The sequence below is a fragment of the Streptomyces sp. NPDC054813 genome (assembly GCF_053611365.1).
In genome coordinates this window covers 305,884-330,330 of the sequence record NZ_JBSHAF010000002.1, presented here as the reverse complement: position 1 = coordinate 330,330, position 24,447 = coordinate 305,884, and the positions used below count along the sequence as shown (strand labels likewise).

The window sequence follows — 24,447 nt, the reverse complement described above, 5'->3', positions numbered from 1 at the left end:
TGTCGTTCTCACTCCTATCCCCGCGCTTCGCTGGACGCAACCTCCGGCGTCAACACTCGGCGCAGACATCCCAGACATCTGGAACGTTCCGGTCCCAGACTGCCCTGTGAGATACCCAACTCCCCTGCGATCTCCCGGTATGTCAGGTCCTTCGGGGAGAGCAGGGCCTGAAGGAGTCGGGGGCAGCGGCCGGGGAGGCGCGCGACCGCCTCGCGCACGGCACGGCGGTGGGCGGTGGTGAGGACGCGCTGTTCGGGCGTGGGGGTGGCATGGTCGGCGGGATCGGTGCCGTAGGGGCGTTCATGGCGTGTCGTACGGCGGGTGCGGCGGGACTCGGCGCGGACGGCTCTGCGCAGCCAGTCCTCGGGGGCCCGGGGCGGGCCGTGGGCCGCCAGCCGCTCCAGCAGACGGAGCCAGACGGCCTGTTCCAGGTCGCCGGGGTCGCTGCCGCAGGCATACGCCTCGGCCGAGGCCTCGGCGGTGAGCAGGGGGCCCAGGGCGGCAACCAGATCGTCCGTCATATGCGGAACGACGCGGCCGCCCCGGGACGGGTTGCCGGGGCGGCCGGGACTCACCCCGAACGGGGTGCGGTGGCTCAGCCGTTGACGAAGGCGTCGCGGGCCAGGATCGCGGTGTCGGCGTTGTCCGAGAAGACTCCGTCGATACCGGTCTCGAAGTAGGTCTGGAAGACCGGGAAGACATCGCCGTACGCGGTGACGTCGCTGCCCTTGCGGTAGGCCGGCGGCAGGAAGGGGTTCTCGTTGCGCATGGTGTAGGGGTGCAGGACCAGACCCACCTTGTGCGCGTCCGCGACCAGCGTGCTCGGCGTGGTGAAGTCGCCGTTGGCGTCCTTCGGGATGACCAGGTCGAGGGTCGGGCCGATGCCCTGCGCGTAGCCGGCGATCTCCCGCAGACCCTTCGGCGTGATCAGGTCGGCGACGGTGCGCGGGTCGCCGGTCGCGACGAAGTCGTAGGGCTGGGTGTTCGCCGCGGAGAGCAGGACGACCAGCGGGTTGTCGAGCAGTGTGTTCAGGCGCTGGATGCTGGTCGGCTCGAAGGACTGCAGGATGACCGGCGAGTTCCGCTTGTCCTTGCCGTACTTGCGCAGCAGCTTGGCGACCCGCTCCTCAAGGCCGAGGCCCAGCCTGCGGAAGTAGGTGGGGTGCTTGGTCTCGGGGTAGATCCAGACCTGCTTGCCGCGCTTGCGGGTCTGCTCGTCCTGCCACTTGAGGACTTCCTCGAAGGTGGGGATCTCCCAGTGGCCGTTGTAGAGCGTGTTGTGCGGGCGGTTGGCCGGGATGCGCTCGATCGCGCGCAGCGTCTTCAGCTCGGCGAGGGTGAAGTCCTCGGTGAACCAGCCGGTGGTGGGAACGCCGTCCAGGACCTTGGTGGTCCTGCGGCCGGCGAACTCCTTGTGGTCGGCGACGTCCGTGGTGCCGCCGATCTCCGGCTCGTGGCGGCAGACCAGGTGGCCGTCCTTGGTGGGGACGAGGTCACCGGCCTCGACTATGTCGGCGCCGAGGTCGAGGGCCAGGTTGTAGGAGCCGAAGGTGTGCTCCGGGCGGTAGCCGCTGGCGCCGCGGTGGCCGATGATCGTCGGCTTCGGCAGGCTCTTCAGGCCGCCGTGGCCGTGACCGGACTGCTTCGCCTCGGCCGCTCTGGCGGCGCCGGGCAGTCCGAGGACCGCTCCGCCGGCGCCGAGCACCGCGGCGCCGAGCAGTGCCCGCCGTCCGGTCATGCCGTTCACCTGTGTCCGCTCGTTCGAGTCGTTCGTGTTCATGAGCGCTCTCCTGACCTTCGCCCTTCGATGCCGGCTGATCGTAGGGCGGCGGACGTGACCGACGGGAGGCCGCCGGCCCAACGGCCGGATGACTCCGTATGGCTGATGGACGGCGCGTCATGACGGTCCGTCGGCGACTTCCGTCACATCGCCTCGGCCGCGCCGCAAGCTGTCTCCCGGGCGGCACCGCAGGTAAACCCGCGTCAACAGTGCGTAAGACCTCGGTGAACCGGCCGTCCTCGATGTGCGCTCCCCAGGGAGCCGCGAGTAATGTCCTCACCTGCACAGACTCATACCGCCCCTCGACATCGGAGGACCCGTTGTCCCGCTTCGCGCTCATCAAGGCAGTGCTCGGACCGATCATGCGCCTGATGTTCCGCCCCCAGGTGGAGGGCGTGGAGCACATCCCGGGGGACGGTCCGGTCATCCTCGCCGGGAACCACCTGACGTTCATCGACTCGATGATCCTGCCGCTCGTGAGCAAGCGGCAGGTGTTCTTCATCGGCAAGGACGAGTACGTCACCGGGAAGGGCTTCAAGGGCCGGCTGATGGCCTGGTTCTTCACCGGCGTCGGCATGATCCCGGTGGACCGGGACGGCGCGAGCGGCGGTGTCGCCGCGCTGATGACCGGCAAGCGGGTCCTGGACGAGGGCCGGATCTTCGGGATCTACCCGGAGGGCACCCGCTCCCCCGACGGCCGGCTGTACCGGGGCCGTACCGGCATCGCGCGGCTGACGCTGATGACCGGCGCGCCGGTGGTGCCGTTCGCGATGATCGGCACCGACAAGCTGCAGCCGGGCGGCGCGGGCATCCCGCGGCCGGGCAAGGTCACCGTCCGGTTCGGCGAGGCCATGGAGTTCTCCCGGTACGAGGGCATGGACCGGGACCGCTACGTCCTGCGGGCCGTGACCGACTCGGTGATGGCCGAGGTCATGCGGCTGTCCGGGCAGGAGTACGTGGACATGTACGCCACGAAGGCGAAGGCCGCCTGACACTCTTTCGGCGCAAGGGCACGGACCTGAGGTCCGTGCCCTTCTGTCTGCCATCCGCCTGACATCCGTCCACGTCCGCCTGGCGGTGGAATCTGGCCCGACACTTCGGTCATTCCTTCGCATTTACCGGCCATATGAGCACACAGCATGTCTTATTCAGACATGCAGAAACCTTCTCGGCGTACCCTGCTCAGTGCTTCGTTCGCTGCCGCCGGCGCGGGGCTCCTGGCTGCTTGTTCCGACTCCGACTCCCCCTCGCGCTCCGGCCCGCAGCACACGGCCCGGGCCGCGGCTTTCGTCCCGCAGGGACCCAAGGGGTTCGTCAACCCGTCGGATCCAGAGGTGCTCGCGACCGAGCGGAAGCGCGGCTCCGGCCCCGTCCGCATGGTCGCGTTCACGGCCGCCGAGAGCTTGCTGGACCTGGGCGGGCGGTCGGTGCACAGCTGGGCCTACAACGAGTCGGTTCCGGGTCCGCTGGTGCGTGTCACCGCCGGTGACGTCCTGAGCCTGACCGTCAGCAACCGGCTGACCGAGAAGACCACGCTGCACGCGCACGGGGTGCGGCTGCGCTGCGACATGGACGGCGTTCCGGACCTGACCCAGCCGTCCATCGCGCCGGGGACGGACTTCATCTACCGCTTCGTCGCCGCCCACCCGGGCACCTATCTGTTCCACTCGCATGTCGGCATGCAACCCGACCGTGCCCTGTACGCGCCGTTCATCGTCGACGACCCCAAGGAGCCCCTCGCCTACGACAAGGAGTGGGTCGTCGTCCTGGACGACTGGGTGGACGACATCGACGGCTCCAACCCCGAGCAGGTGCTCGACCAGCTCAAGCCCGGCGGCTCCATGGCGATGCACATGGGGATGGGCATGGGCCCCGGCCACGGCAGCCCGAGCCCGAGCCGGTCGGCGAGTGCGTCCCCGGCACCGTCCAAGGCCAAGTCCAAGATGCGGATGGGCCCCGACCGGGTGCTGCGCGACTCCCACAGCAGCATGCTGCACGGCGAGGGCGGCAACGTCGCCTACCCCCACTACCTGGCCAACGGGCGGCTGCGCACCGACCCCTCCGTCTTCCGCTGCCGCCCCGGCGACCGCATCCGGATCCGGATCATCAACGCGGGCTCCGAGACGGCCTTCCGGGTCGCGCTCGGCGACCACCCCATGACCGTCACCCACACCGACGGCTACCCCGTCCAGCACACGAAGACCGACGCCCTGCTCATCGGCATGGCCGAGCGGTACGACGTCCTCGTCACCGCCAAGGACGGCGTCTTCCCGCTCGTCGCACTCGCCGAGGGCAAGCCGGGCAAGGCGCTTGCGCTCCTCCGTACCGACAAGGGAAGAAACCTTCCGGCGCCGGATGCCCGCCCGAACGAGCTGGACCGTGAGATCGTGCCGGCCCGCCGGCTGCTGCCGGCCGAATCCGTCCGCATGGACGACCGGAAACCCGACCGCGACCTGCGGATCAGGATCACCGGCACCATGGAGAGGTACGACTGGGGGTTCGACCACAAGACGTACGACGTGCGGCAGCGGCATGCGGTGCGGGCCGGTGAGCGGGTGCGGCTGACGCTCATCAACGCGACCGACATGTGGCATCCGATGCATCTGCACGGGCACACGTTCTCGGTCACCGGGCTGAACTCGGCGGGGGCCCGGAAGGACACCACGATCGTGTTGCCGCACCGCAAGCTGGTGCTCGACTTCGACGCCGACAACCCCGGGCTGTGGATGCTGCACTGCCACAACCAGTACCACTCGGAGAGCGGGATGATGACGGTGCTCGGTTACCAGAAGTGAGGCGTCACGCCGACGGGGCGCCTTCCAGTTTCTGCCCCTTCAGCAGGAACCAGGCCGCCACCGCCGTCGCCAGCAGGACCGCGGCGCCCGCGCCGGAGGCCAGGTGCAGGCCGTGCACGAAGGAGTCCCGGGCCGCGGCCAGCATCTCGGTCGCCGTCTGCGGGGGCATGGCCGTCGACGCCTGCACCGCCGCGCCCAGGGATTCGTGGGCGGCGGCCGGGGTGCCCGCCGGGCCCGGGAAACCGCGGTAGACGCCCATCACGATCGAGCCGAGCAGGGCGATGCCCAGGGCCGCGCCCAGTTCGTACGCCGTCTCGGAGACCGCCGAGGCGGCGCCGGCCTGGTCCCTGGGGACGCTGGAGAGGATCACGTCCGCCGTCACCGTGAAGGAGAAGCCGGCGCCGACGCCGACCACCAGGAGGGCCGCGCCGAGGATCGGGTAGCCGGTGGACTGCGAGAGCGTGGTCAGGGCCGCGAGGGCCACGCCGACGGCGGCCAGGCCACCGGAGACCACCGCCCGCACCGAGTGACGGCGGGCCGCCCGGCCGGCCACCAGGCCCGCCGCCACCGCGCCGACGGCCGCCGGGAGTTCGGCCAGGCCCGCCTCGAACGGATGCCTGCCCTGGACCAGTTGCAGGTACTGGGAGAGGAAGAACACCAGGCCCGACATGCCGAGCACGGTCAGCAGGTCGGCGAGGACCGCGCCGCTGAAGCCGCGGCCGCGGAACAGCCGCATGTCCAGCAGGGGCTTGGGCAGGGTGAACTGGCGGCGGACGAAGCCGTAGAGGGCCGCGGTGCCGAGGAGGGCGGTGGCCGCGGTGACTCCGGTGAGGCCGTGGGTCGCGGCCTCCTTCACCGCGTACACGACCGCGATCATGCCGACCAGCGAGAGGACGACACTGATCAGGTCCCAGGGACCGGGGTCGGGGTTGCGGGACTCGGGGAGCGTCCTGATGCCGACGAGGACCAGGACCACCATCACCGGCAGGTTGATCAGGAAGACCGAGCCCCACCAGAAGTGTTCGAGCAGGAAGCCGCCCACGATCGGGCCGACGGCCGTACCGGCGGAGGCGGTGGCGCCCCAGATGCCGACGGCGAGGCTGCGCTCGCGCGGGTCGTGGAAGAGGTTGCGGATCAGGGCGAGGGTGGCGGGCATCAGGGTCGCGCCGGCGACGCCCAGCAGGGCACGGGCCGCGATCATCGTCCCGGGGGTCGTCGCGTACGCGTTCAGGACGGATATCGCGCCGAACGCCGTCGCGCCGCCGAGCAGGATCCGCTTGCGGCCGATGCGGTCGCCGAGGCTGCCCATGGAGACCAGCAGTCCCGCGATGACGAACGAGTAGACGTCACCGATCCACAGCAATTGGGTGCCGGAGGGCTGGAGGTCTTCGCTGATGTAGGGGGTCGCAAGACCGAGGACGGTCGCGTCCACGGCCACCAGGAGCACGGCGAGCACCAACACCGTGAGCGCGGCCCAGCGGCCCGGACGCCTCTCCTCCGTCTCCGTGGCGAACGCCGGCCGCACGGTGCTGGTCATGATTCCTCTCTTCGTCGTGCACCGCCGAGCAGCAGCTCGACGATCATGTGGGTGAAGTCCTTGGGGGCGACCCTGCCCTCCGTCACCGCCCAGGCGGCGGAGGCCAGCAGGCCGTACAGCGCCTCGGTGAGCCAGGCGGGGGTGAGATCGATACGGAACTCGCCGCTCTGCTGGCCGCGCCGGAAGAGGGCCGCGATGCGGTCGTCGATCCGGGTCCAGCCCTGGTTCTGCTGCTCGCCCTCGAACAGCTGGTTCTCGGTGTAGAGAAAGGCCAGGAGCCCGGCGGCCGGTTCGATCTCGCGGACCAGGCGGTGCACGGCGTCGGCCGCCGGGCCCTCGTCCAGGCGGGCCGTGTCCAGGGCCGCCTCGCACTCCTCGATACCGAGCGCCTCCAGCGCGCGCACGAGCGCGTCCCGGCCCGCGAAGTGCCGGTGCAGGGTGGCCCGGCTGATCCCGGCGGCCCTGGCGACCTCGTCCATGGTCGCGGTGGATTTGCGGGTCAGCAACGCGGCTGCGCTGCGCAGCACCTGCTCACGATCGAGGGCCATGAGACAAGAGTAACCCACGTGAGACACGCTTGTCTCATACTGGGCATGTGTGAGTCACGAGAGGCTGGTCAGGGGTGGTGCCGCGTCAGTGCCAGGGCAGGCTGCCGCGGCGCTCCCAGTAGGCGTCCGGCTCCTCGGCCAGGGCGGCGAGGCGGGCCAGCTGGTCCTCGTCGAGGTCGACGGCGGCCGCGTGCAGGTTGGAGGCGAGCTGGGTGAGTGTCGCCGCGCCGGACAGGACGACTCCGGCCCAGGGCTGTCGCAGTACGACGGCGAGGGCCACGGCGTCACAGCCGAGACCGGTCTCCTCGGCCACGGCCCGCAGCGCGTCGGGGGAATGCGGGGCGGCCAGCCTGCCGTTGGCCATGCCCTCCTTCACGATCACCGTCAGTCCGGCGTCGTGCGCCTCGGCGAGGGCCGGTCCGGCCGAGGTCTCCAGGGCGTTGTACGTCGACTGGACGGTACGGAAGAGAGGCTCGCCGTCGACCGTGACGGCGAGGGCGGCACGGATGGCGTCGGCCTGCGCGGGGCCGCTGGTGGAGAAACCGACGGTGAGGCCGGTGGCCGCCGCTTCCGCGAGGCGGGCGTGCAGTTCCTTGTCGGTGAGGGCCGGGCTGTCCGGGGTCACCGAGTGGATCTGGTAGAGGTCGAGGTGGTCGCCGAGGAGCTCGGCGGTCTCGGCGCGCTGGCGGTCGTAGGTCTGGACGCTGTGGTCCTTGACCTCGTGCGTCTCGGCGTCCGCGGACCAGCCGGCGGTGTAGGTGTAGCCCCATTTGCTGCCGACGACCACGTCGGCGGCGGCGTCCGGGCGGGCGTTCAGCCAGTCGGCGAGGAACTCCTCGGAGCGGCCGTAGGAGCGGGCCGCGTCGAAGTAGCGGACGCCCTGGGCGTAGGCGGCGTCGAGGAGTTCGTGCGTGCGGTGGCGGAGGGCGCCGACACTGCGGTCCTCGCCGAGATCCTCCTCGCGGCCGAGGTTGATGTAGCCGGGGCGGCCGACTGCGGCGAGGCCGAGGCCGATGTGGCAGGTGGGGGTTGTTGCTGTTGCCAGTCGGGCGAAGGGCATCGCGGGCTCCGTCAGGTCGGCTCCGGTTCGGCTTCTGACCAACGTAACCCGCGATGAGCTTCGCCTCAGGGCTCGGGTGGTGCGGTGTGTTGGCGGGTGCGGACGCCTTGTGGCTTGTCGCGCCCACGCGGCGTAGCCGCATGTCGACACAGCCCCGCGCCCCTTTAGGCCTGCTGCCGGGCCGTTGCCCAGGAGTGCTGGTCCGCTACATCCGCCTTCACTTCCGCCAGCTGGATCGCCACCGCGCTCGGCGCCGTGCCGCCGCGGCCGTTGCGTGAGGCCAGGGCGCCCGGGACGTTGAGGACCGTCCGTACCTCGGGGGTCAGGTGGGCGCTGATCTTCGCGAACTGGTCGTCGGTCAGTTCGTCCAGTTCCTTGTTCTCGGCCTCGGCCGCCTTGACGCACTCGCCCGCCACCTCGTGGGCCACGCGGAAGGGAACGCCCTGCTTGACCAGCCACTCCGCGATGTCGGTGGCGAGGGAGAAGCCGGCCGGGGCCAGTTCCTCCATGCGCTCGCGGTTGACGGTGAGGGTGGCCATCATGCCGGTGAATGCGGGGAGCAGGACCTCCAACTGGTCGCAGGAGTCGAAGACCGGCTCCTTGTCCTCCTGGAGGTCGCGGTTGTAGGCGAGGGGCAGGGCCTTCAGGGTGGCCATCAGACCGGTCAGGTTGCCGATCAGGCGGCCGGACTTGCCACGGGCCAGCTCCGCGATGTCCGGGTTCTTCTTCTGGGGCATGATCGAGGAGCCCGTGGAGAACGCGTCGTGCAGGGTCACGAAGGAGAACTCCTTCGTGTTCCAGATGATGATCTCCTCGGCGATCCGGGAGAGGTTCACCCCGATCATCGCCGTGATGAAGGCGAACTCCGCCACGAAGTCGCGGGAGGCCGTGCCGTCGATGGAGTTCGCGGAGCTGCCGTGCTCGAAGCCGAGGTCCTTCGCCACCGCCTCCGGGTCCAGGCCGAGCGAGGAGCCGGCGAGGGCGCCGGAGCCGTACGGGGAGACGGCCGTGCGCTCGTCCCACTGGCGCAGCCGCTCGGCGTCCCGGGACAGGGACTGGACGTGGGCCAGGACGTGGTGGGCGAAGAGCACCGGCTGGGCGTGCTGGAGGTGGGTGCGGCCGGGCATGGCCACGTCCGGGTGGGCCTCCGCGAGGCCGATCAGGGCGTCCTGGAGGTCGGCGATCAGTCCGCCGATCGTGCGGGCGTGGTCCCGGAGGTACATCCGGAAGAGCGTCGCCACCTGGTCGTTGCGGGAGCGGCCGGCGCGCAGTTTGCCGCCGAGGTCGGCGCCGAGGCGCTCCAGGAGGCCGCGCTCCAGGGCCGTGTGGACGTCCTCGTCGGCGATCGTGCCCACGAAGGAGCCGTCGGCGACATCGGCCTCCAACTGGTCGAGTCCGGCGGTCATGCGCTGGAGTTCGTCCTCGGTGAGCAGGCCCGCCTTGTGCAGCACGCGCGCGTGGGCACGCGAACCGGCGATGTCGTAGGGCGCGAGCCGCCAGTCGAAGTGGACGGACGCGGACAGCTTCGCCAGGGCCTCGGCGGGACCGTCGGCGAAACGGCCGCCCCAGAGCCGAACGTCACCGCTGTTGCTGCTCACTTGCGTTGCTCCTAGAGAGATACGGATGTGGCGCCGCCTCCCCGGCCATGAACGGGGAGGCGGTCGTCACGCTACTGGTTGCGCGAGGTCGCGACCGGTTACGCGAGGTCGCGTCGGGCTACGCCCGCAGTTGACGCTGCGCAGCGATCTTCGACGACAGGCTGTAGATGTCGATGAAGCCCTTGGCCGCGGCCTGGTCGAAGGTGTCGCCGGTGTCGTAGGTGGCGAGGTTGAAGTCGTAGAGGGAGGACGCGGAGCGGCGGCCGGTGACGACCGCGCGGCCGCCGTGCAGGGTCATCCGGATGTCGCCGGTGACGTGCTGGTTCGCCTCGTCGACGAAGCCGTCCAGGGCGCGCTTGAGCGGGGAGAACCACTGGCCGTCGTAGACGAGTTCGCCCCAGCGCTGCTCCACCTGCCGCTTGTAGCGGGCGAGTTCACGCTCGACGGTGACGTTCTCCAGCTCCTGGTGGGCCGTGATGAGCGCGATGGCGCCTGGAGCCTCGTACACCTCGCGGGACTTGATGCCGACCAGCCGGTCCTCGACCATGTCGATCCGGCCGACGCCCTGGGCGCCCGCGCGCTGGTTCAGCTCCTGGACGGCCTGGAGCACGGTGACGGGCCTGCCGTCGATCGCCACCGGGGCGCCCGCCCGGAAGGTGATGACCACCTCGTCGGCCTCGCGCGGGGTGGCCGGGTTCTCCGTGTACTCGTAGATGTCCTCGATCGGGCCGTTCCAGATGTCTTCCAGGAAGCCGGTCTCGACAGCGCGGCCGAAGACGTTCTGGTCGATGGAGTACGGGGACTTCTTGGTGGTCGCGATCGGGAGGCGCTTCGCCTCGCAGAAGGCGATCGCCTTGTCGCGGGTCATCGCGTAGTCGCGGACCGGGGCGATGCAGGTCAGGTCGGGGGCGAGGGCGACGATGCCGGCCTCGAAGCGGACCTGGTCGTTGCCCTTGCCGGTGCAGCCGTGGGCGACCGTGCCGGCGCCGTGCTTGCGGGCGGCGGCGACCAGGTGCTTGACGATCGCCGGCCGGGAGAGGGCGGAGACCAGCGGGTAGCGGTCCATGTAGAGGGCGTTGGCCTTGACCGCCGGGAGGCAGTACTCCTCGGCGAACTCGTCCCGGGCGTCGGCGACCTCGGCCTCGACCGCGCCGCACGCGAGCGCGCGCTTGCGGATGACGTCCAGGTCCTCGCCGCCCTGACCGACGTCCACCGCGACGGCGATGACCTCGGCGTCCGTCTCCTCGGCGATCCAGCCGATGGCGACGGAGGTGTCCAGCCCGCCCGAGTAGGCGAGTACGACGCGCTCGGTCATGGGTGCCTCCTCACGTACATCCCCTTACTATGCATGAGTATGCAGAGCTCTGCATGATTCGTCAATCCAACCCGCTCCGGTCACGGCGACCTGCCGGGCCGTGCCGGAGATCTATGAAAGGGGTTTGAACAAACGAAACCGCTTTCTCGTACCCATACCTGAACGCCGGCGCCGCTTTTGTAAACCCACCTCTGACCCGAGTGAGGCATCCGCATGTCCAGGGCTCTTCCGAAGTACAACAAGCGTCGCGTCGCGCTCATCGGCGGTGCCGCCGCCGTGGCGCTGTCCGGTGCGGTCATCGCCGGTTCGGCCCTCGCCGGTACGCCCGACAAGAGCAGTGGCACGAGCAACGCGCGCACCCTCGCCGCCTCGCCCTCCACCATCACCTGCCCGGACGTCGCCTCGCAGCTGCCGGCGATCCCCGCCTCCGCGAAGGCCGAGGTGGACCGCAACCTCACGCTCCTCCAGACCCAGATCCAGGAGGCCAACAAGCGGCTGGTCGACACGGTGGGCCAGGGCGGCCCGAACTTCGTGAACAACGCGATCCTCGGTCCCCTCAAGGACAAGCGCGTGGCGACCGTCAACCGGATCGCGACGGCGATCGGCCGTACGGCCGCCAAGCCGACCGGCCTGGACGCGCTGGCGCCGTGCACCCTGAACGCGAGCGGGACCGGCACGAACACCGGCAGCGGCACGAACACGGGCAGCGGTACGGCGACGGGCACGGCCTCGGCCACGCCGAGCGCGGCGGCCACCCAGCAGCAGTCGACCGGCAGCACCGGCACGAGCACCGGCGGCTCCGCGGTGGGCACGATCACCTGCCCCGACGTCGCCTCGCAGCTGCCGGCGATCCCCGCGTCCGCGCAAGCGGAGGTCGACCGGAACCTCACCCTGCTCCAGACTCAGATCGACGAGGCCGACAACCGGCTTCGGACCACGGTCGGCCAGGGCGGCCCGAACTTCGTGCAGAACGCGATCCTCGGCCCCCTGGCGGACAAGCGGAAGTCGACCATCGACCGGATCGCGATCGCGATCGGCCGTACGTCGGCCAAGCCGGCCGGCCTCGACTCCCTGGCCGCCTGCACGCTCACCAAGTGACGTGACAGGCAGCTGTGGCCGCCCCGTGTACAGCGCCGGCCGGGGCGGCCACAGTGGTGTCCGAAGGCCTGGGGCCCGCCCGCGGCGTCCGGATGCCGGAATTGCTCAGCCGCCCGAAGTGAATGCGCCGATAATTGCCCGGTATGGGAAAGACCTATGAGCGCATCGACGGCAGGCTCCGCACGTTCATCGAGGAACAGCCCCTGTTCTTCACCGCCACCGCCCCGCTCGCGGGCGACGGCACGGTCAACCTCTCCCCCAAGGGCCTCAAGGGCTCCTTCGCGGTGCTCGACGAACACACCGTGGCCTACCTGGACTTCGCCGGCTCCAACGCCGAGACCATCGCCCACCTGCGGGAGAACGGCCGCATCACCCTGATGTGGTGCGCGTTCCAGGGCCCGCCGAACATCGTGCGGGTGCACGGCCGCGGCGAGCCGGTCTTCCGCGACGACCCGCGCTTCGGGGACCTGCTGACCCGTTTCCCCGGCATCGACCCCACCCCGCACGGCCTGCGCGCGATCATCGTCGTGCACGCCGAACTCGTCCGGGACACCTGCGGTTACGCGGTCCCCTACATGGCGTACGACGCCGACCGCGACCTGCACGGGAGGCGCTTCGCACGCGAGGACGACGCCTCGCTGAGCGCGTACTTCGAGAAGAAGGACCACATCGCGGTGAGCCTGGATGGCCTACCCGGGCTGCCGTTGCCGCTGCCGCCCTCTACCGTCTGAGCCATGCGTCCAGGCATCGTCGTCACCCTCGTCTCGGCTTCCCTGCTGCTGCTCGGCGCGGCACCGGGGGACGGGGACGCCTCGCCGCTGCCCGCGCGTATGGCCGACACGGGCGGCGGCGACCAGCTGATCACCGCGGAGGCGTCCGCGCTGAATTCGACCTCGGGGACCTTGACCTGGTGGGAGCGTCGGGACGGGCAGTGGGCGCAGGTGGGGTCGGCCGCGGCCCGGTTCGGGGCGAAGGGGCTGGTCGAGGGGGCCGAGCGGCAGCAGGGTACGAACACCACTCCGACGGGGTTGTTCGACGTTCCGTTCGGGTTCGGCATCCTGCCGGCGCCGGCGGGGACCTCTGTCACGTACCGGCCGGTGACGGCGAATTCGTGGTGGTGCCAGGACAACGACTCGACCTCCTACAACCGTTGGGTCGAGCCGTTGCCCGCCGACTGCCGTACCACCGAGTCCGAGCAGCTGTCGTCGTACACGACGCAGTACGCGCACGCACTGGTGATCGGGTTCAACTACGAGCGGCCCGTGCGGGGGCGGGGCGCCGGGATCTTCCTGCATGTCAACGGGCAGGGCGCCACCGCCGGTTGCGTGTCGGTGCCCTTGGACGCGATGCAGGAGATCCTCCGGTGGGCGGATCCGGCCCGGGCGCCGCACATCGCCATCGGGACCGCCGGCGGGGCCACGGCGATCACCCGGTACTGATGACGGTGGTGTCCGTGGTGCCCGTTGATGTGCGCGGCGGCTCGCGGTAGCACCGGGGAACCGGTCCTGACCGGGTCACCCGAGCGGGAGCGTGACCGCGAACGTCGTTGATCCTGGGGCGCTTGCCAGGGCGACCGTCCCCCCGTGTGCCTCCACCACCGCCGCCACGATCGACAGGCCCAGGCCCGCTCCCCCGCCGGAGGCGTCCGCGCGGCGGCGGTGTTCTGCTCTGGTGAAGCGTTCGAAGACGCCCGGCTGGATGTCTGCCGGGATGCCCGGGCCGTCGTCCTGGACCTGGAGGACCGCCGTCCCGCCGTCCGTCTCCAGCGTCACCGTCACCTTCGTGCCCACGGACGTGTGCAGACGTGCGTTGGCCAACAAGTTGGCCAACACCTGTTGCAGGCGGTGCGTGTCACCCGGCACCGTCACCGGTTCCTCGGGCAGGTCCAGGGTCCAGCGGTGGTCCGGGCCCGTCGCGCGGGCGTCCGTCACCGCGTCCAGGGTCAGGCGGGTGAGGTCGACCGGTTGGCGTTCCAGCGGGCGGCCCGCGTCCAGGCGGGCCAGCAGGAGGAGGTCGTCGACCATCTCGCCCATCCGGGAGGACTCGGCGGCGATGCGTTCCAGGGCCCGGGTGATCTCGGGAGGCAGCGGTCCCGGGTGGAGCAGCGCCAGTTCCGCGTGGCCGCGGACCGAGGCGACCGGGGTGCGCAGTTCGTGGCTGGCGTCGGCGGCGAAGGTGCGCAGTCGTTCCTCGCTGGCGTGGCGTTTGGTGAGCGCGTCCTCGACGTGGCCCAGCATGCGGTTGAAGGCGGTGGCCATCCGGCCGACCTCGCTGCGCGGGTCGGACTCGGGAGCGCGGGGCGGCAGGGTCACCTCGCCGCTGGCGAGTGGAAGTTCGCTGACCCGGGTGGCGGTGTCCGCGACGCGGCTCAGCGGACGCAGGGACCAGCGGACCCAGAGGGCGCCGGCCACCCCGGCCGCGGCGAGGGCGAGGCCGAAGACGCCGGCGGCGACCAGTTCGAGGCGGTGCACGGTGGCCCGCACCGGCTCCAGGGGGAGACCGGTGACCAGGACGTCGCCGTCGCGGCCCGTCCAGGCCAGGAGCCGGTAGTCGCCGATCGAAAAGAGGCGGACCGTGTGACCGCGGCCGTCCACCGGCAGTCCGGCGAGGGCCGCGCGGTCGCGGTCCGTGAGGGCGACGGTCAGGTCCGGGTCGGCGCCCGAGGGGATCAGGGCCGCGTTGGTGACCTGGCCGTTGAGCAGGCGGGCGCCGAAGGTGCCGGCGGCCTGGCGGCGGGTGTCGCCGTGCTCGTCGCCGTCCCGGTCGCTGGGCTTGAACTTCCCGTGTTCGAGGGACTGCGGGAAGCTCGGGCCGGTCTGCTGGAGCTGCTGGTCCAGGCGCCCTGTGAGGAAGCCGTCCAGCTCGACCACCGCGGCGACGCCCACGGCCGCGCAGCTCACCGCCAGCAGCACGACCAGGCCGGCGGTGAGGCGGGCGCGGAGGGTGCGGGGGCGGGGCAGGTGCCGTAGCCGTCGTAGGAGAGTCACCTGGTCACCTGGTCGTCGGTTTGAGGACGTAGCCCGCGCCGCGAACCGTGTGGATCATGGGTTCGCGGCCCGAGTCCACCTTCTTGCGCAGGTAGGAGATGTACAGCTCGACGACATGGGCGCGGCCGCCGAAGTCGTAGGACCAGACGCGGTCGAGGATCTGTGCCTTGCTGAGGACGCGGCGCGGGTTGCGCATCAGGAAGCGGAGGAGTTCGAACTCGGTCGGGGAGAGTTCGATCAGCTCGCCCGCCCGGGTCACCTCGCGGGCCTCCTCGTCCATGGTCAGGTCGCCGACCACCAGCCGGGGGCCGTCCTCCTGCTGGCGGGCCATGCCGGCGCGGCGCAGCAGGCCGCGTAGCCGGGCGACCACCTCCTCCAGGCTGAAGGGCTTGGTGACGTAGTCGTCGCCACCCGCGGTGATGCCGGCGATACGGTCCTCGACGGCGTCCCGGGCGGTGAGGAAGAGCACACAGACGTCCGGCTTGACCTGGTGCAGCGAGCGGAGCACGGCGAAGCCGTCGGTGTCCGGGAGCATCACGTCGAGGACCACCGCGTCCGGGAGCAGTTCGCGGGCGGCGGTCAGCGCGGTCGCACCGTCGCCGGCCTCGCGGACCTCCCACCCCTCGTAGCGCAGGGCACCGGTGAGCACCTCCGCGAGGTCGGGGTCGTCGTCGACGACGAGGACGCGGAGCGGGGTGCCGTCGGGTCGGGTGAGGGCGGGGCGGCCGGAGCGGGTCGTGTTCATCGCGTCTACCAGCATCGCTCCTCCGGGAGGAGGGCGGTGACCCGCGGCCCTCTGAGTTTGCTCTGAGTCGGCTGAGCACAGTGGTCACTGAGAGGTCGCTCAGAGGTTCGGGCTGCACAGTGGCGGCAGCGAACGGAGAAAGGACACACCTCATGACGACCGTGGACGAACGGCGTACGGCCTCGGCCATGCACGCCGTGGCCACGCGCCGCTCCCCCGCCGCCGTCGTGCTCGCCGTGCTGTGGGCCGGGGCGGCGGCCGTGATCGTGCTGTGGTGGTCGGACACCGGCTCGGTCGTCGGAGCGGCGGGCTGGCTGACCGGGGCCGGGCGGATGGCCGGGCTGCTGTGCGGGTACGCCTGCGCGGTGCTCGTCGGCCTGATGGCCCGGGTGCCGCTGCTGGAGGTCCGGGTCGGCTCCGACCGGGTGGCGCGGTGGCATGCGATGGCCGGGCGGTACACCGTCTGTCTGCTGGTCGCGCACATCGCGCTGATCCTCACCGGGTACGCGGCCCAGGACCACGCCTCGATAGTCCACGAGACGTTGAACGTCGTCCTGGACTACCCCGACATGCTCAAGGCGACCGCCGGCACGGTGATCCTCTTCGCCGTAGGCATCACCTCGATGCGCGCCGCGCGCCGGCGTACCAGCTACGAGTTCTGGTACTACGTCCACCTGCTCACCTACGCGGCCGTCTTCCTCGCCTTCTTCCACCAGCTGACGTTGGGCAACGACTTCAACGGCAAGCCGGTCGCCACCGCCTTCTGGTACGCGCTGTACCTGGGGGTCGCGGCTCTGGTGGTGTGGTTCCGGGTCCTGGCGCCGGTGCGGCTCAACCTCCGGCACCGGCTGCGGGTGGAGTCCGTGCAGCAGGAGGCGCCCGGTGTGTACTCCGTCGTGGTGCGGGGCCGGCGGATCGGTGAACTGGGCGCGCAGGCCGGGCAGTTCTTCCGCTGGCGGTTCTTCGGCGGCGACGGCATGGGCTGGACGTCCACGCCGTACTCGCTGTCGGCGCCGCCGCGCGGCGACCTGTTGCGGATCACGGTCAAGGCGCTCGGCGACCACAGTACGGCCGTGGCGCTGCTGCGCCCCGGTACCCGGGTGTGGGCGGAGGGGCCGTACGGCTCCCTCACTGCCGACCGGGCCACCGGTCACCGGTCCCTGCTGATCGCGGCCGGCGTCGGGGTCACCCCGCTGCGGGCGCTCTTCGAGACGCTGCCCGGCGAGGTCACGCTGCTCTACCGGGCGCGTACGGCCGAGGACCTGGCGCTGGGCGGCGAGCTGGAGGCGGTCGCGCGGTGGCGTGGGGCCCGGGTCCTCTACGCCCTCAACGGTCCGCGCGGCGAACGCCCCGCCCTGACCGCGGACGCGCTGCGGGCGACCGTCCCCGGTCTCGCCGGGCACGACGTGTACATCTGCGGCCCGCACGGCTTCGCCCAGGAGCTGTACGGCGCGCTGCGGGCCGCCGGAGTGGCGGACCGCCGTATCCACCACGAGTCGTTCGAGCTGTGAGGCCGCTGCTGTGCACGCACTGAACAAGAACCGTCCCCTGCGCCGCATCATGCTGGCGAGCGCGGCCACCGTCTCCGGAATAGTGATGCTGCTGGCGCTGAAGCCGCACACCAGCCCGACCGTGGTCACGGACTCGGCGGCCCCGGCGCCGTCGAGCAGCGCGAGCGCCGCACCGGGCGCGACCAAAGGCTCCGGCGGCTCCGGCACGTCCGGGAGCAGCAGCACCGGCACCAAGACCGTGACCGGGGACACCGTCCAGACCCGCTGGGGCCCCGTCCAGGTGCGGGTGACCATCAAGAGCGGCAAGATCACCGAAGTCACGGCGCTCCAGTACCCGCAGGACAACCCCCGGGACCAGCAGATCAACAGCTACGCCCTGCCGGAGCTGCGCCGCGAGGCGCTGACGGCACAGAGCGCGCAGATCGACACCGTCTCCGGGGCCACCTACACCAGTGAGGGTTACCAGCAGTCACTCCAGTCCGCACTGGACTCCGCGGGTCTCTGAACACTCAGGCTGTGCCGCACGTATCTGTGGGCCAAGGGTCAAAGCCCCACGGAGGAACCGTGACCACCACGCTCGCAGGCGGACGTGCCGCCCGCCGCCAGACGATGCGCCGCATCCGCCCGCGCCGCTCCCCGGCCGTACCGCTGCTGCTCGCCGTATGGGCGGGCGCGGCGGCCGTGCTGTGGCTGTGGTGGCACAACACCCCGTCCATCGCCGACCAGAACGGCAAGATCCTCAACGCCGGCCGCATCACCGGGCTGCTGGCCGGGTACCTGATGGCACTCGTCGTGCTGCAGATGGCCCGGGTGCCGGCGCTGGAGCGGCGGGTCGGCTCCGACCGCGTCGCCCGCTGGCACGCGATGAGCGGCCGCTACACCCTCTGCCTGGTCTTCGCGCACGTCTTCCTCATCATGTGGGGCTATGCCCTGCAGGCCGGCAAGACGCTGAACGACATCGTCCAGCAGACCATCGACTCCATCAACCAGCTCCCCGACATGGGCAAGGCGGCCATCGGCACCGGCCTGTTCGTGGTCATCGGCCTCACCTCGATCGGCCCGGTCCGGCGCAGGATGCCGTACGACACCTGGTACCACGTGCACCTGCTCACGTACGGGGCGGTGTTCCTGACCTTCTGGCACCAGATCACCACCGGCAACGACTTCGCCCTCACGCCGATCGCCAAGACCTTCTGGTACGGCCTGTACGGCGCCGTCACCGCGCTGGTCCTCTGGTACCGGATCCTCACCCCGATCCGGCTCAACCTGCGGCACCGGATGCGGGTCGAGGCGGTCATCGAGGAGACGCCGGGCATCGTGTCGGTGCTGATCGGCGGGCGCAAGCTGCACCGGATGGGCGCGCAGGCCGGCCAGTTCTTCCGCTGGCGGTTCATGGCCCCCGGGATGCGGTTCAGTTCGCACCCGTACTCGCTGTCGGCGGCGCCCCGCCCCGACATGCTGCGGATCACCGTCAAGGCGATCGGCGACCACAGCGCGCGGCTGCGCGAACTACGGCCCGGAACCAAGGTGTGGGCCGAAGGGCCGTACGGGGCGATGACCGCGTCCCGGCGCAGCCGCGGCAAGGTTCTGCTGGTGGCGGGCGGCGTCGGGATCACGCCCATGCGGGCGCTGTTCGAGACGCTGCCCGGCGCCGCCGGCGACCTGACCCTGCTCTACCGTGCCAACACCACGCAGGACCTGGCGCTCTGGGACGAACTGGCCAAGATCGCCAACGAGCGCGGAGCCCGGCTGATGTACGCGGTCAACAGCCCGGAGGGCGAACGGCCGGACATCTCCGCGGAGAACCTCCAGCGGAAGATCCCGGACATCGACAACCACGACGTCTTCATGTGCGGCCCGCCCGGGTTCGCGCAGGGAGTGTACGAAGCGCTGCGCGGCGCGGGGGTTCCCGCCCGCCGCATCCATCACGAGTCGTTCGAGATGTGAGCGACGGGACCACGGAATCCAGGGAATCGGGAGTTCGGAAACGATGAGGAAGAGTCACCCCATCCGGCGTGTGGTGCTGGCCACCGCGGCGACCGTGTCCGGTGTCGTGCTGCTGCTGTCGCTGAAGCCGTCGTCCGACCCGGCGTCCGCGTCGGCGGCGGGCGCGGCCCCCTCGGCCGCGGCGGCGGGACAGGAGTCGCCGCAGGGCGGCACCGGGGCCGCCGGCGCCACCACCGTCACCGGTGACGCGACCCAGACCCAGTACGGGGTCGTGCAGGTGCGGCTGACCGTCGCAGGCGGCAAGATCACGCAGGCCGAGGCGGTCCAGGCGCCCAAGGGCGGCACCAGCGACCAGAAGACCGCGCTGTCGGTGCCGCAGCTGAACAAGGAGACGGTGGCCGCGCAGAGCGCGAACATCGACTCGGTCTCCGGCGCGACCTACACCAGCACCGGCTACAAGCAGTCGCTGCAGTCGGCGCTGGACAAGATGAAGGAGACGGCGGGCGCGACCGGCTCCTCGGGCTCCTCGGGCGCGACCGGCTCCTCGTCGGGTTCCTCGGGCACCTCCGGCTCCGCGCAGGCGCAGGCCAAGACGGTGACCGGGCAGGTCGCGCAGACCCAGTACGGGCCGGTGCAGGTCCGGATCACCGTCTCCGGCGGAAAGATCACCAAGGCGGAGGCCGTACAGGCGCCCAGCGGCGGCACCAGCGACCAGAAGACCGCACTGTCCGTACCGAAGCTCAACCAGGAGGCGGTGGCGGCCGGGAACGCGAATATCGACTCGGTCTCCGGGGCCACCTACACCAGCACCGGCTACAAGCAGTCGCTGCAGTCGGCGCTGGACCAGGCCGGTGGCTGAGGCGGTGGCGGACGCGGAGGCTCCCCCCGCGGTGCGTCATGCGGAGGAGGTCATGGGGACCGTCTTCTCCTTCGACGTCCGTGGCGGGGATCCGGATGCCGTACGGGCCGCCCTCGACGAGGCGGTCGCCGGACTGCACCGGGTCGACGAGGTGTTCAGCACCTACCGCGAGAACAGCCAGGTGTCCCGGCTGGCGCGGGAGGAGATCGGCCTCGCGGAGTGCGACCCCGAGGTGGCCGAGGTGCTGGAGCTCGCCGCCGAGGCGGAGCGGGTGAGCGACGGCTGGTTCAGCACCCGCTACCGGGGGAGCCTGGACCCCACCGGCATCGTCAAGGGCTGGTCCGTCGAGCGGGCGGCGCGGGCACTGGCGCGGGTGGCCGGGGTGACGGGGGTGAGCGTGAACGGGGGCGGCGACGTCCAGATGTTCGGCGCACCCGAGCCCACGCGGGCATGGCGGGTGGGGATCGCCGATCCGCTCAGGCCGGGCGGGCTGGCGGCGGTGATCACGGCGGCGGGGGTGGACGAGCTGGCGGTGGCCACGTCCGGAACGGCGGAGCGGGGCGCCCATATCGTCGACCCGCGGACCGGGAAGTCCGCGGTGACGGACCTGGTGGCGGTGACGGTCGTCGGCCCCCATCTGACCTGGGCTGACTGCTGGGCCACGGCGGCGTTCGCGATGGGGTCGCGGGCCGGGTTGGCCTGGCTGGAATCCCTGCCGGATGTCGAGGCTCTGCTGATCACGGCTGGTGACGAGGTGCGGTGCACCGGGGGGCTGGCCGCACGTCTGGGCTGAGGTGAGGTCGGGGGGATGATTACCGGCGCCGCCAGGGCGCCGCCCGCGGCTGTCGAGACGCGGCCGGAAGCGGCCGCTCAGGAGCGCGGGGCTGTACCGATCTGCGGCTCCGCCGCGGGGCGCGATCAGCCCCCACCCACCCGCAGACGAAACGACTGCCGGACCTTGCTGCGAAGTTTTTCGGATTTCTCCCGTGATACGCCATCTCATCTCCTCCCTCGGCCGTATCCCGTGTGAAGCAAGTTCAGGGAGGAACACCATGGCCATCTTCAGCAACCTCATGCCGGCCATGCACCGGCACCATGACGACCACGACCACGGCCACGACCACGACGACCGGCACGGGCACCGCCACGACCACGACCACGGCCACGACCACGACGACCGGCACGGGCACCGCCACGACCACGGCGACCGGCACGGGCACAACGGCTACTGACCGCGAGGGAAGGGGGAGCGGACCGGCCACCGGGAAAGCCGGTCCGCTCTGCCGCTGGTTCCCGGGGAATCTGTGTCATGGTGCATGTCCTGCCGCATCCGCCGTCGACCGACGGGCCCTCCGACGCCGTCGTCAATGTCGTCACGGCCGCGCCCCCGGTGTCCCCGCGTGAGGTGTTCCGGCGGTTCTGGCCGTACACCCGCGGTGGCCGCCGCTGGCTGGTGCCCGTCGTCCTGCTGAGCCTGACCGCCCCGGCCGTCGACGCGGCGGAACTCTGGCTGTTCAAGATCGTCGTGGACGACGTACTGGTGCCACGGGACCTGCGGCCGTTCCTGTGGGTCGCACCGGCTTTTCTCGGTCTCGTCGTCTGCTCCGGCGTGCTGGGCTTCGCCGACGACGTGACGTCCACCTGGGTCGGCGAACGTTTCCTGCTGTCGCTGCGCTCCGATGTCTTCCGGCACGTCCAGGGGCTGTCACTGGGCTTCTTCGAGCGCCGACGGCTCGGGGACGTGCTCTCCCGGGTCACGGGCGACGTCGACGCCGTGGAGACGTTCCTGCTCTCGGGCGTGGCGGACGCCCTGTACTACGTGATCCGCCTCGGTGTCTTCGTCGGTCTGCTGTTCTACCTGCGCTGGGACCTGACCCTGCTCGCCCTTGTCATCGTGCCGCTGTTCTGGTGCTCCGCCCGGCACTTCTCCCGGCTGATCAAGGAGGCGTCGCGGGAGCGCAGGCGGCGCGGCGGCTCGCTCAGCGCGATCGCCGAGGAGTCGCTGGGCAACGTGGTGCTGGTGCAGGCGTACAACCGGCAGGAATGGGAGGGGCGCCGGTTCGACCGGGAGAACGTCGGCAGGTTCCGGGCGGCGATGGCCTCGGCACGGATCCGTGCCGTGTACGGGCCCGTCGTCGAGTTCATCGAGGTGGCGGGCGGCCTCGCGGTGCTGGGCCTCGGCACCTGGAAGCTGGCGCAGGGCCAGCTCACCCTCGGCGGTCTGCTGGTGTTCCTCGCCCTGATCGGCAAGCTGTACAGCCCGGTGCACGGCCTGTCCGGGCTCGGCACCACCTTCTACGCGGCCTCCGCCTCGGCGGAACGGATCATCGAGCTGCTGGACCAGCGGCCCCAGGTGACCGAGGCGCCGGGGGCCCGGCGGATCCACCGGGCGCACGGTGACGTCGAGTTCGACGGGGTGTGGTTCCGCTATCCCGGTACGGCCGCCTGGGCGCTGTCCGGCGTGTCCTTCCACGTGGCGCCCGGGGAGACGCTGGCGCTGGTCGGGGCGAGTGGAGCGGGCAAGTCCACGCTGGCGAAGCTGCAGTTGCGGTTCTACGACCCCGACCGGGGCGCGGTCCGCCTGGACGGGACCGACCTGCGCGAACTCAGCCTTTCCGGCGTGCGGGAGAGCGTGGCGGTGGTGCTGCAGGAGACGCTGGTCTTCCACGGCACCGTGCGGGACAACATCGCCTACGGCCGTCCGGGGGCCACGGAGGCGGAGATCGTCGCGGCGGCGCGGGCCGCGGACGCGCACGAGTTCATCGAGCGGCTCCCGGAGGGCTACGACACGCTCGTCGGGCAGCGTGGCCGGACGCTCTCCGGCGGACAGTGCCAGCGGCTGGCGATCGCCCGGGCGATGATCCGGGACGCGCCGGTGCTCCTCCTCGACGAACCTACGGCCGGGCTGGACGTGCGGTCGGGCCGGCGGATCATGGACCCGCTGCGCCGGCTGATGGCCGGACGGACGACCGTCGTCATCTCCCACAACCTGCTGACCGTCCGCGACGCCACCCGCATCGTGGTGCTCGACCGCGGCCGGGTCGTCGAGGACGGCGCCCACGCGGATCTGCTGGGGCGGGAGGGGACATACGCACGGCTGCACCGGCTGAGCGCGGGCGCCGCCCTGCCATGAGCCTCGCGGGCCGAGCCCCACGGCCGGCACCGGGCGCCCGGCCGGTCGCCGGCCACGTGGTGCCGGCGCATCTCACGCCCACCGCCGGCTCGACATCCACGACGCCTCGAGCACGGAGCGGGACTGCCGGTGCGCACTTGCTCGAGGTGGGCCGTTCACGTCTGCGGGGCCACCACCTTGCCCTTCTGCAGCTCGGCGGTGGCCAGGACGGTGCCGGCGGCAGAGGTCAGACGGGCGCCGGTGTACTTGGTGAGGTCGACGGGTACCGCCACTCCCCAGTTGCCGCGTCCGGCACGCAGCGGGAACTCGCCGACCCTGACGGCGGCGCCGTCGGCGCGTTCCAGGAGGCAGGTGACCTTGCCGGTGTACGGGGTGCCGGTGAGGGCCACGGACATGAAGATCCAGCCGGGGCTGCCGGGGTGGGCGTACACCTCGCCGACGGGCTGCCCGCCCCCGGCCGGGGTCATGTCGCCGACCAGTACGGGCTCGGACTCGACGGCGGGCGAGGCGGTGACGGCCCCCTCGACGGCGCTGCCGATCGCCCAGCCCGCGAATCCGACCGCGACGGCGAGGGTGGCGGCGACCGCCGCGAGCCGCAGCCGGGCCCGCCGGGCGTGGCTGCGCCAGCCGCGGGGGGCGCGGGCGACGGGCCGCTGCCCTTCGGCTCCCGCCGCCTGCTCGTTGAGACTGCGCGCCACCCGGGTCTCGAAGCCGGGCGGCGGTGCGCCGTCCGGCAACAGGCCGATCAACCGGTCGCCGATCCCGGTCAGTTGGCGTACGTACTCCCGGCAGTCCGCGCACCCGTCCAGATGGGCGACGGCTTCGGCCCGCTCGCGGCCGGGCAGTACGCCCAGCGCCAGCTCGGCGCCGATCTCCCGCAGCTTCTCGCAGTGCGCGTCACTGGACATGGTCGCCTCGCTTCGGGGACGCGAGTGCGGTGCGGAGTTTCGCCATCGCCGCTCTGATCCGCGTCTTGGCGGTGCCCAGCGGGATCTTCTCCACGTCGGCGATCTGCTGGGCGGTCATGCCGTATATGCCTGCCATCATCAGGGCCCTGGCCTGTTCCCGCGGCAGCCGTGCCAGTGCGGCCCGGAGCTGGGTGGAGGCCTCGTCGGCCAGCGCCCACCGCTCGGGGGTCTCGGTGACGGCGTCGAGGAGGGGGTCGAGGTCCTCGGGTGCCATCGGTTCCGTCCGCCGCGCGCGGACGGCGTCGACGGCGAGGTTGTGCGCGATGGTGGTCAGCCAGGTCGCGACCGAGCCGCGGCGCGAGTCGTAGATCTGGGCATGCAGCCAGGCGCGCTCGAAGGTCTGCTGAGCTATGTCCTCGGCGAGCTGCTGGTCCCCGGTGACGGCCATGGCGACGCCGAAGACCCGGTGCTGGAACCTCCGTACGAAGATCACAGCGAGCTCCGGATCTCCGGTGGCCAGCCCGGACAGCAGAGCCTCGTCCGGGAGGCGGCCGACAGGGAACCGGAATCCCGACACACCTCTGTATACGTTCGACGGCCGCCAGGGGATTGGCCTCCCGCCTGTC

23 protein-coding genes are annotated in these 24,447 nt (G+C 71.3%); 12 read left to right on the top strand and 11 right to left on the bottom strand.

Annotated elements, in window-relative coordinates:
* Positions 1 to 14: 14 nt before the first annotated feature.
* Positions 15 to 521, bottom strand: a complete 507-nt coding sequence (locus tag ACWGJB_RS04870; protein WP_453378838.1) for a sigma-70 family RNA polymerase sigma factor — start codon at positions 519 to 521, stop codon at positions 15 to 17.
* Positions 522 to 595: 74 nt separating this feature from the next.
* The gene (locus ACWGJB_RS04865) at positions 596 to 1,780 is read right to left on the bottom strand and encodes a glycerophosphodiester phosphodiesterase (RefSeq protein ID WP_453378837.1); all 1,185 of its coding nucleotides are present in this window, start codon (positions 1,778 to 1,780) and stop codon (positions 596 to 598) included.
* Positions 1,781 to 2,100: 320 nt separating this feature from the next.
* Here ACWGJB_RS04865 and ACWGJB_RS04860 point away from each other — a divergent pair, with 320 nt between their 5' ends.
* Together ACWGJB_RS04860 and ACWGJB_RS04855 are read left to right on the top strand one after the other, a co-directional pair.
* Positions 2,101 to 2,772, top strand: a complete 672-nt coding sequence (locus ACWGJB_RS04860; protein ID WP_089103180.1) for a lysophospholipid acyltransferase family protein — start codon at positions 2,101 to 2,103, stop codon at positions 2,770 to 2,772.
* 162 nt (positions 2,773 to 2,934) lie between these two features.
* Positions 2,935 to 4,575: a multicopper oxidase family protein gene (locus ACWGJB_RS04855; RefSeq protein WP_453378836.1), complete on the top strand. Its 1,641-nt coding sequence runs from the start codon at positions 2,935 to 2,937 to the stop codon at positions 4,573 to 4,575.
* Between the two features lie 4 nt (positions 4,576 to 4,579).
* Here ACWGJB_RS04855 and ACWGJB_RS04850 read toward each other — a convergent pair whose 3' ends face one another.
* From ACWGJB_RS04850 to ACWGJB_RS04830, 5 genes are all read right to left on the bottom strand, one after another.
* Entirely contained in the window at positions 4,580 to 6,112 is a 1,533-nt protein-coding gene (locus tag ACWGJB_RS04850; protein WP_453378835.1) for an MFS transporter, read from the bottom strand.
* Positions 6,109 to 6,660, bottom strand: coding sequence for a TetR/AcrR family transcriptional regulator (locus ACWGJB_RS04845; RefSeq protein ID WP_453378834.1), 552 nt, complete (start codon positions 6,658 to 6,660; stop codon positions 6,109 to 6,111). Before ACWGJB_RS04845 ends, ACWGJB_RS04850 begins: the two co-directional genes overlap by 4 nt.
* A gap of 85 nt (positions 6,661 to 6,745) precedes the next feature.
* Positions 6,746 to 7,720, bottom strand: coding sequence for an aldo/keto reductase (locus tag ACWGJB_RS04840; RefSeq protein ID WP_453378833.1), 975 nt, complete (start codon positions 7,718 to 7,720; stop codon positions 6,746 to 6,748).
* Between the two features lie 164 nt (positions 7,721 to 7,884).
* Positions 7,885 to 9,318, bottom strand: coding sequence for an argininosuccinate lyase (gene argH, locus ACWGJB_RS04835; RefSeq protein ID WP_453378832.1), 1,434 nt, complete (start codon positions 9,316 to 9,318; stop codon positions 7,885 to 7,887).
* A gap of 118 nt (positions 9,319 to 9,436) precedes the next feature.
* Positions 9,437 to 10,633 carry an argininosuccinate synthase gene (locus ACWGJB_RS04830; RefSeq protein WP_453378831.1) on the bottom strand — a complete coding sequence of 399 codons (1,197 nt, stop codon included), beginning with the start codon at positions 10,631 to 10,633 and terminating at the stop codon, positions 9,437 to 9,439.
* 213 nt (positions 10,634 to 10,846) lie between these two features.
* Here ACWGJB_RS04830 and ACWGJB_RS04825 point away from each other — a divergent pair, with 213 nt between their 5' ends.
* The 3 genes from ACWGJB_RS04825 to ACWGJB_RS04815 all read left to right on the top strand — a co-directional run bounded on the left by ACWGJB_RS04825 (position 10,847) and on the right by ACWGJB_RS04815 (position 13,170).
* Positions 10,847 to 11,731 carry a hypothetical protein gene (locus tag ACWGJB_RS04825; RefSeq protein ID WP_453378830.1) on the top strand — a complete coding sequence of 295 codons (885 nt, stop codon included), beginning with the start codon at positions 10,847 to 10,849 and terminating at the stop codon, positions 11,729 to 11,731.
* 143 nt (positions 11,732 to 11,874) lie between these two features.
* Positions 11,875 to 12,462 carry a pyridoxamine 5'-phosphate oxidase family protein gene (locus ACWGJB_RS04820; protein WP_453378829.1) on the top strand — a complete coding sequence of 196 codons (588 nt, stop codon included), beginning with the start codon at positions 11,875 to 11,877 and terminating at the stop codon, positions 12,460 to 12,462.
* Positions 12,463 to 12,465: 3 nt separating this feature from the next.
* A complete protein-coding gene (locus ACWGJB_RS04815; RefSeq protein WP_453378828.1) occupies positions 12,466 to 13,170 on the top strand; it encodes a L,D-transpeptidase family protein in 705 nt (234 codons plus the stop codon).
* 75 nt (positions 13,171 to 13,245) lie between these two features.
* Here the strand turns inward: ACWGJB_RS04815 and ACWGJB_RS04810 are convergent, their stop codons facing one another.
* Positions 13,246 to 14,718, bottom strand: a complete 1,473-nt coding sequence (locus ACWGJB_RS04810; RefSeq protein ID WP_453378827.1) for a sensor histidine kinase — start codon at positions 14,716 to 14,718, stop codon at positions 13,246 to 13,248.
* 4 nt (positions 14,719 to 14,722) lie between these two features.
* Positions 14,723 to 15,463 (bottom strand): response regulator transcription factor, encoded by a 741-nt coding sequence (locus ACWGJB_RS04805; RefSeq protein ID WP_453379031.1) that lies wholly within the window; start codon positions 15,461 to 15,463, stop codon positions 14,723 to 14,725.
* A gap of 152 nt (positions 15,464 to 15,615) precedes the next feature.
* Between ACWGJB_RS04805 and ACWGJB_RS04800 the strand changes: the two genes are divergently transcribed.
* The 7 genes from ACWGJB_RS04800 (at position 15,616) to ACWGJB_RS04770 (ending at position 22,913) form a co-directional block, all read left to right on the top strand.
* Entirely contained in the window at positions 15,616 to 16,974 is a 1,359-nt protein-coding gene (locus tag ACWGJB_RS04800; RefSeq protein ID WP_453378826.1) for a ferredoxin reductase family protein, read from the top strand.
* Positions 16,975 to 16,984: 10 nt separating this feature from the next.
* A complete protein-coding gene (locus ACWGJB_RS04795; protein ID WP_453378825.1) occupies positions 16,985 to 17,479 on the top strand; it encodes an FMN-binding protein in 495 nt (164 codons plus the stop codon).
* A 59-nt stretch (positions 17,480 to 17,538) separates the two neighbouring features.
* Entirely contained in the window at positions 17,539 to 18,921 is a 1,383-nt protein-coding gene (locus tag ACWGJB_RS04790) for a ferredoxin reductase family protein (protein ID WP_453378824.1), read from the top strand.
* A gap of 43 nt (positions 18,922 to 18,964) precedes the next feature.
* A complete protein-coding gene (locus ACWGJB_RS04785; RefSeq protein WP_453378823.1) occupies positions 18,965 to 19,780 on the top strand; it encodes an FMN-binding protein in 816 nt (271 codons plus the stop codon).
* A 52-nt stretch (positions 19,781 to 19,832) separates the two neighbouring features.
* Positions 19,833 to 20,573, top strand: coding sequence for an FAD:protein FMN transferase (locus ACWGJB_RS04780; RefSeq protein ID WP_453378822.1), 741 nt, complete (start codon positions 19,833 to 19,835; stop codon positions 20,571 to 20,573).
* A gap of 259 nt (positions 20,574 to 20,832) precedes the next feature.
* A complete protein-coding gene (locus tag ACWGJB_RS04775) occupies positions 20,833 to 21,012 on the top strand; it encodes a hypothetical protein (protein WP_453378821.1) in 180 nt (59 codons plus the stop codon).
* Positions 21,013 to 21,089: 77 nt separating this feature from the next.
* A complete protein-coding gene (locus ACWGJB_RS04770; protein WP_453378820.1) occupies positions 21,090 to 22,913 on the top strand; it encodes an ABC transporter ATP-binding protein in 1,824 nt (607 codons plus the stop codon).
* 155 nt (positions 22,914 to 23,068) lie between these two features.
* On the opposite strand, the gene ACWGJB_RS04765 is transcribed toward ACWGJB_RS04770, so the two are convergent.
* Positions 23,069 to 23,821, bottom strand: coding sequence for a zf-HC2 domain-containing protein (locus ACWGJB_RS04765; RefSeq protein ID WP_453378819.1), 753 nt, complete (start codon positions 23,819 to 23,821; stop codon positions 23,069 to 23,071).
* A complete protein-coding gene (locus ACWGJB_RS04760; protein WP_453378818.1) occupies positions 23,811 to 24,398 on the bottom strand; it encodes an RNA polymerase sigma factor in 588 nt (195 codons plus the stop codon). The genes ACWGJB_RS04765 and ACWGJB_RS04760 overlap by 11 nt, the downstream gene beginning before the upstream one ends.
* Positions 24,399 to 24,447: the final 49 nt, after the last annotated feature.

Coding starts and splice junctions, on each gene's coding strand:
- ACWGJB_RS04870 (WP_453378838.1), bottom strand. CDS start 521: ATGACGGACGATCTGGTTGCCGCCCTGGGCCCCCTGCTCACCGCCGAG.
- ACWGJB_RS04865 (WP_453378837.1), bottom strand. CDS start 1,780: ATGAACACGAACGACTCGAACGAGCGGACACAGGTGAACGGCATGACC.
- ACWGJB_RS04855 (WP_453378836.1), top strand. CDS start 2,935: ATGCAGAAACCTTCTCGGCGTACCCTGCTCAGTGCTTCGTTCGCTGCC.
- ACWGJB_RS04850 (WP_453378835.1), bottom strand. CDS start 6,112: ATGACCAGCACCGTGCGGCCGGCGTTCGCCACGGAGACGGAGGAGAGG.
- ACWGJB_RS04845 (WP_453378834.1), bottom strand. CDS start 6,660: ATGGCCCTCGATCGTGAGCAGGTGCTGCGCAGCGCAGCCGCGTTGCTG.
- ACWGJB_RS04840 (WP_453378833.1), bottom strand. CDS start 7,720: ATGCCCTTCGCCCGACTGGCAACAGCAACAACCCCCACCTGCCACATC.
- ACWGJB_RS04830 (WP_453378831.1), bottom strand. CDS start 10,633: ATGACCGAGCGCGTCGTACTCGCCTACTCGGGCGGGCTGGACACCTCC.
- ACWGJB_RS04825 (WP_453378830.1), top strand. CDS start 10,847: ATGTCCAGGGCTCTTCCGAAGTACAACAAGCGTCGCGTCGCGCTCATC.
- ACWGJB_RS04820 (WP_453378829.1), top strand. CDS start 11,875: ATGGGAAAGACCTATGAGCGCATCGACGGCAGGCTCCGCACGTTCATC.
- ACWGJB_RS04815 (WP_453378828.1), top strand. CDS start 12,466: ATGCGTCCAGGCATCGTCGTCACCCTCGTCTCGGCTTCCCTGCTGCTG.
- ACWGJB_RS04805 (WP_453379031.1), bottom strand. CDS start 15,463: ATGAACACGACCCGCTCCGGCCGCCCCGCCCTCACCCGACCCGACGGC.
- ACWGJB_RS04800 (WP_453378826.1), top strand. CDS start 15,616: ATGACGACCGTGGACGAACGGCGTACGGCCTCGGCCATGCACGCCGTG.
- ACWGJB_RS04785 (WP_453378823.1), top strand. CDS start 18,965: ATGAGGAAGAGTCACCCCATCCGGCGTGTGGTGCTGGCCACCGCGGCG.
- ACWGJB_RS04780 (WP_453378822.1), top strand. CDS start 19,833: ATGGGGACCGTCTTCTCCTTCGACGTCCGTGGCGGGGATCCGGATGCC.
- ACWGJB_RS04775 (WP_453378821.1), top strand. CDS start 20,833: ATGGCCATCTTCAGCAACCTCATGCCGGCCATGCACCGGCACCATGAC.
- ACWGJB_RS04770 (WP_453378820.1), top strand. CDS start 21,090: ATGGTGCATGTCCTGCCGCATCCGCCGTCGACCGACGGGCCCTCCGAC.
- ACWGJB_RS04765 (WP_453378819.1), bottom strand. CDS start 23,821: ATGTCCAGTGACGCGCACTGCGAGAAGCTGCGGGAGATCGGCGCCGAG.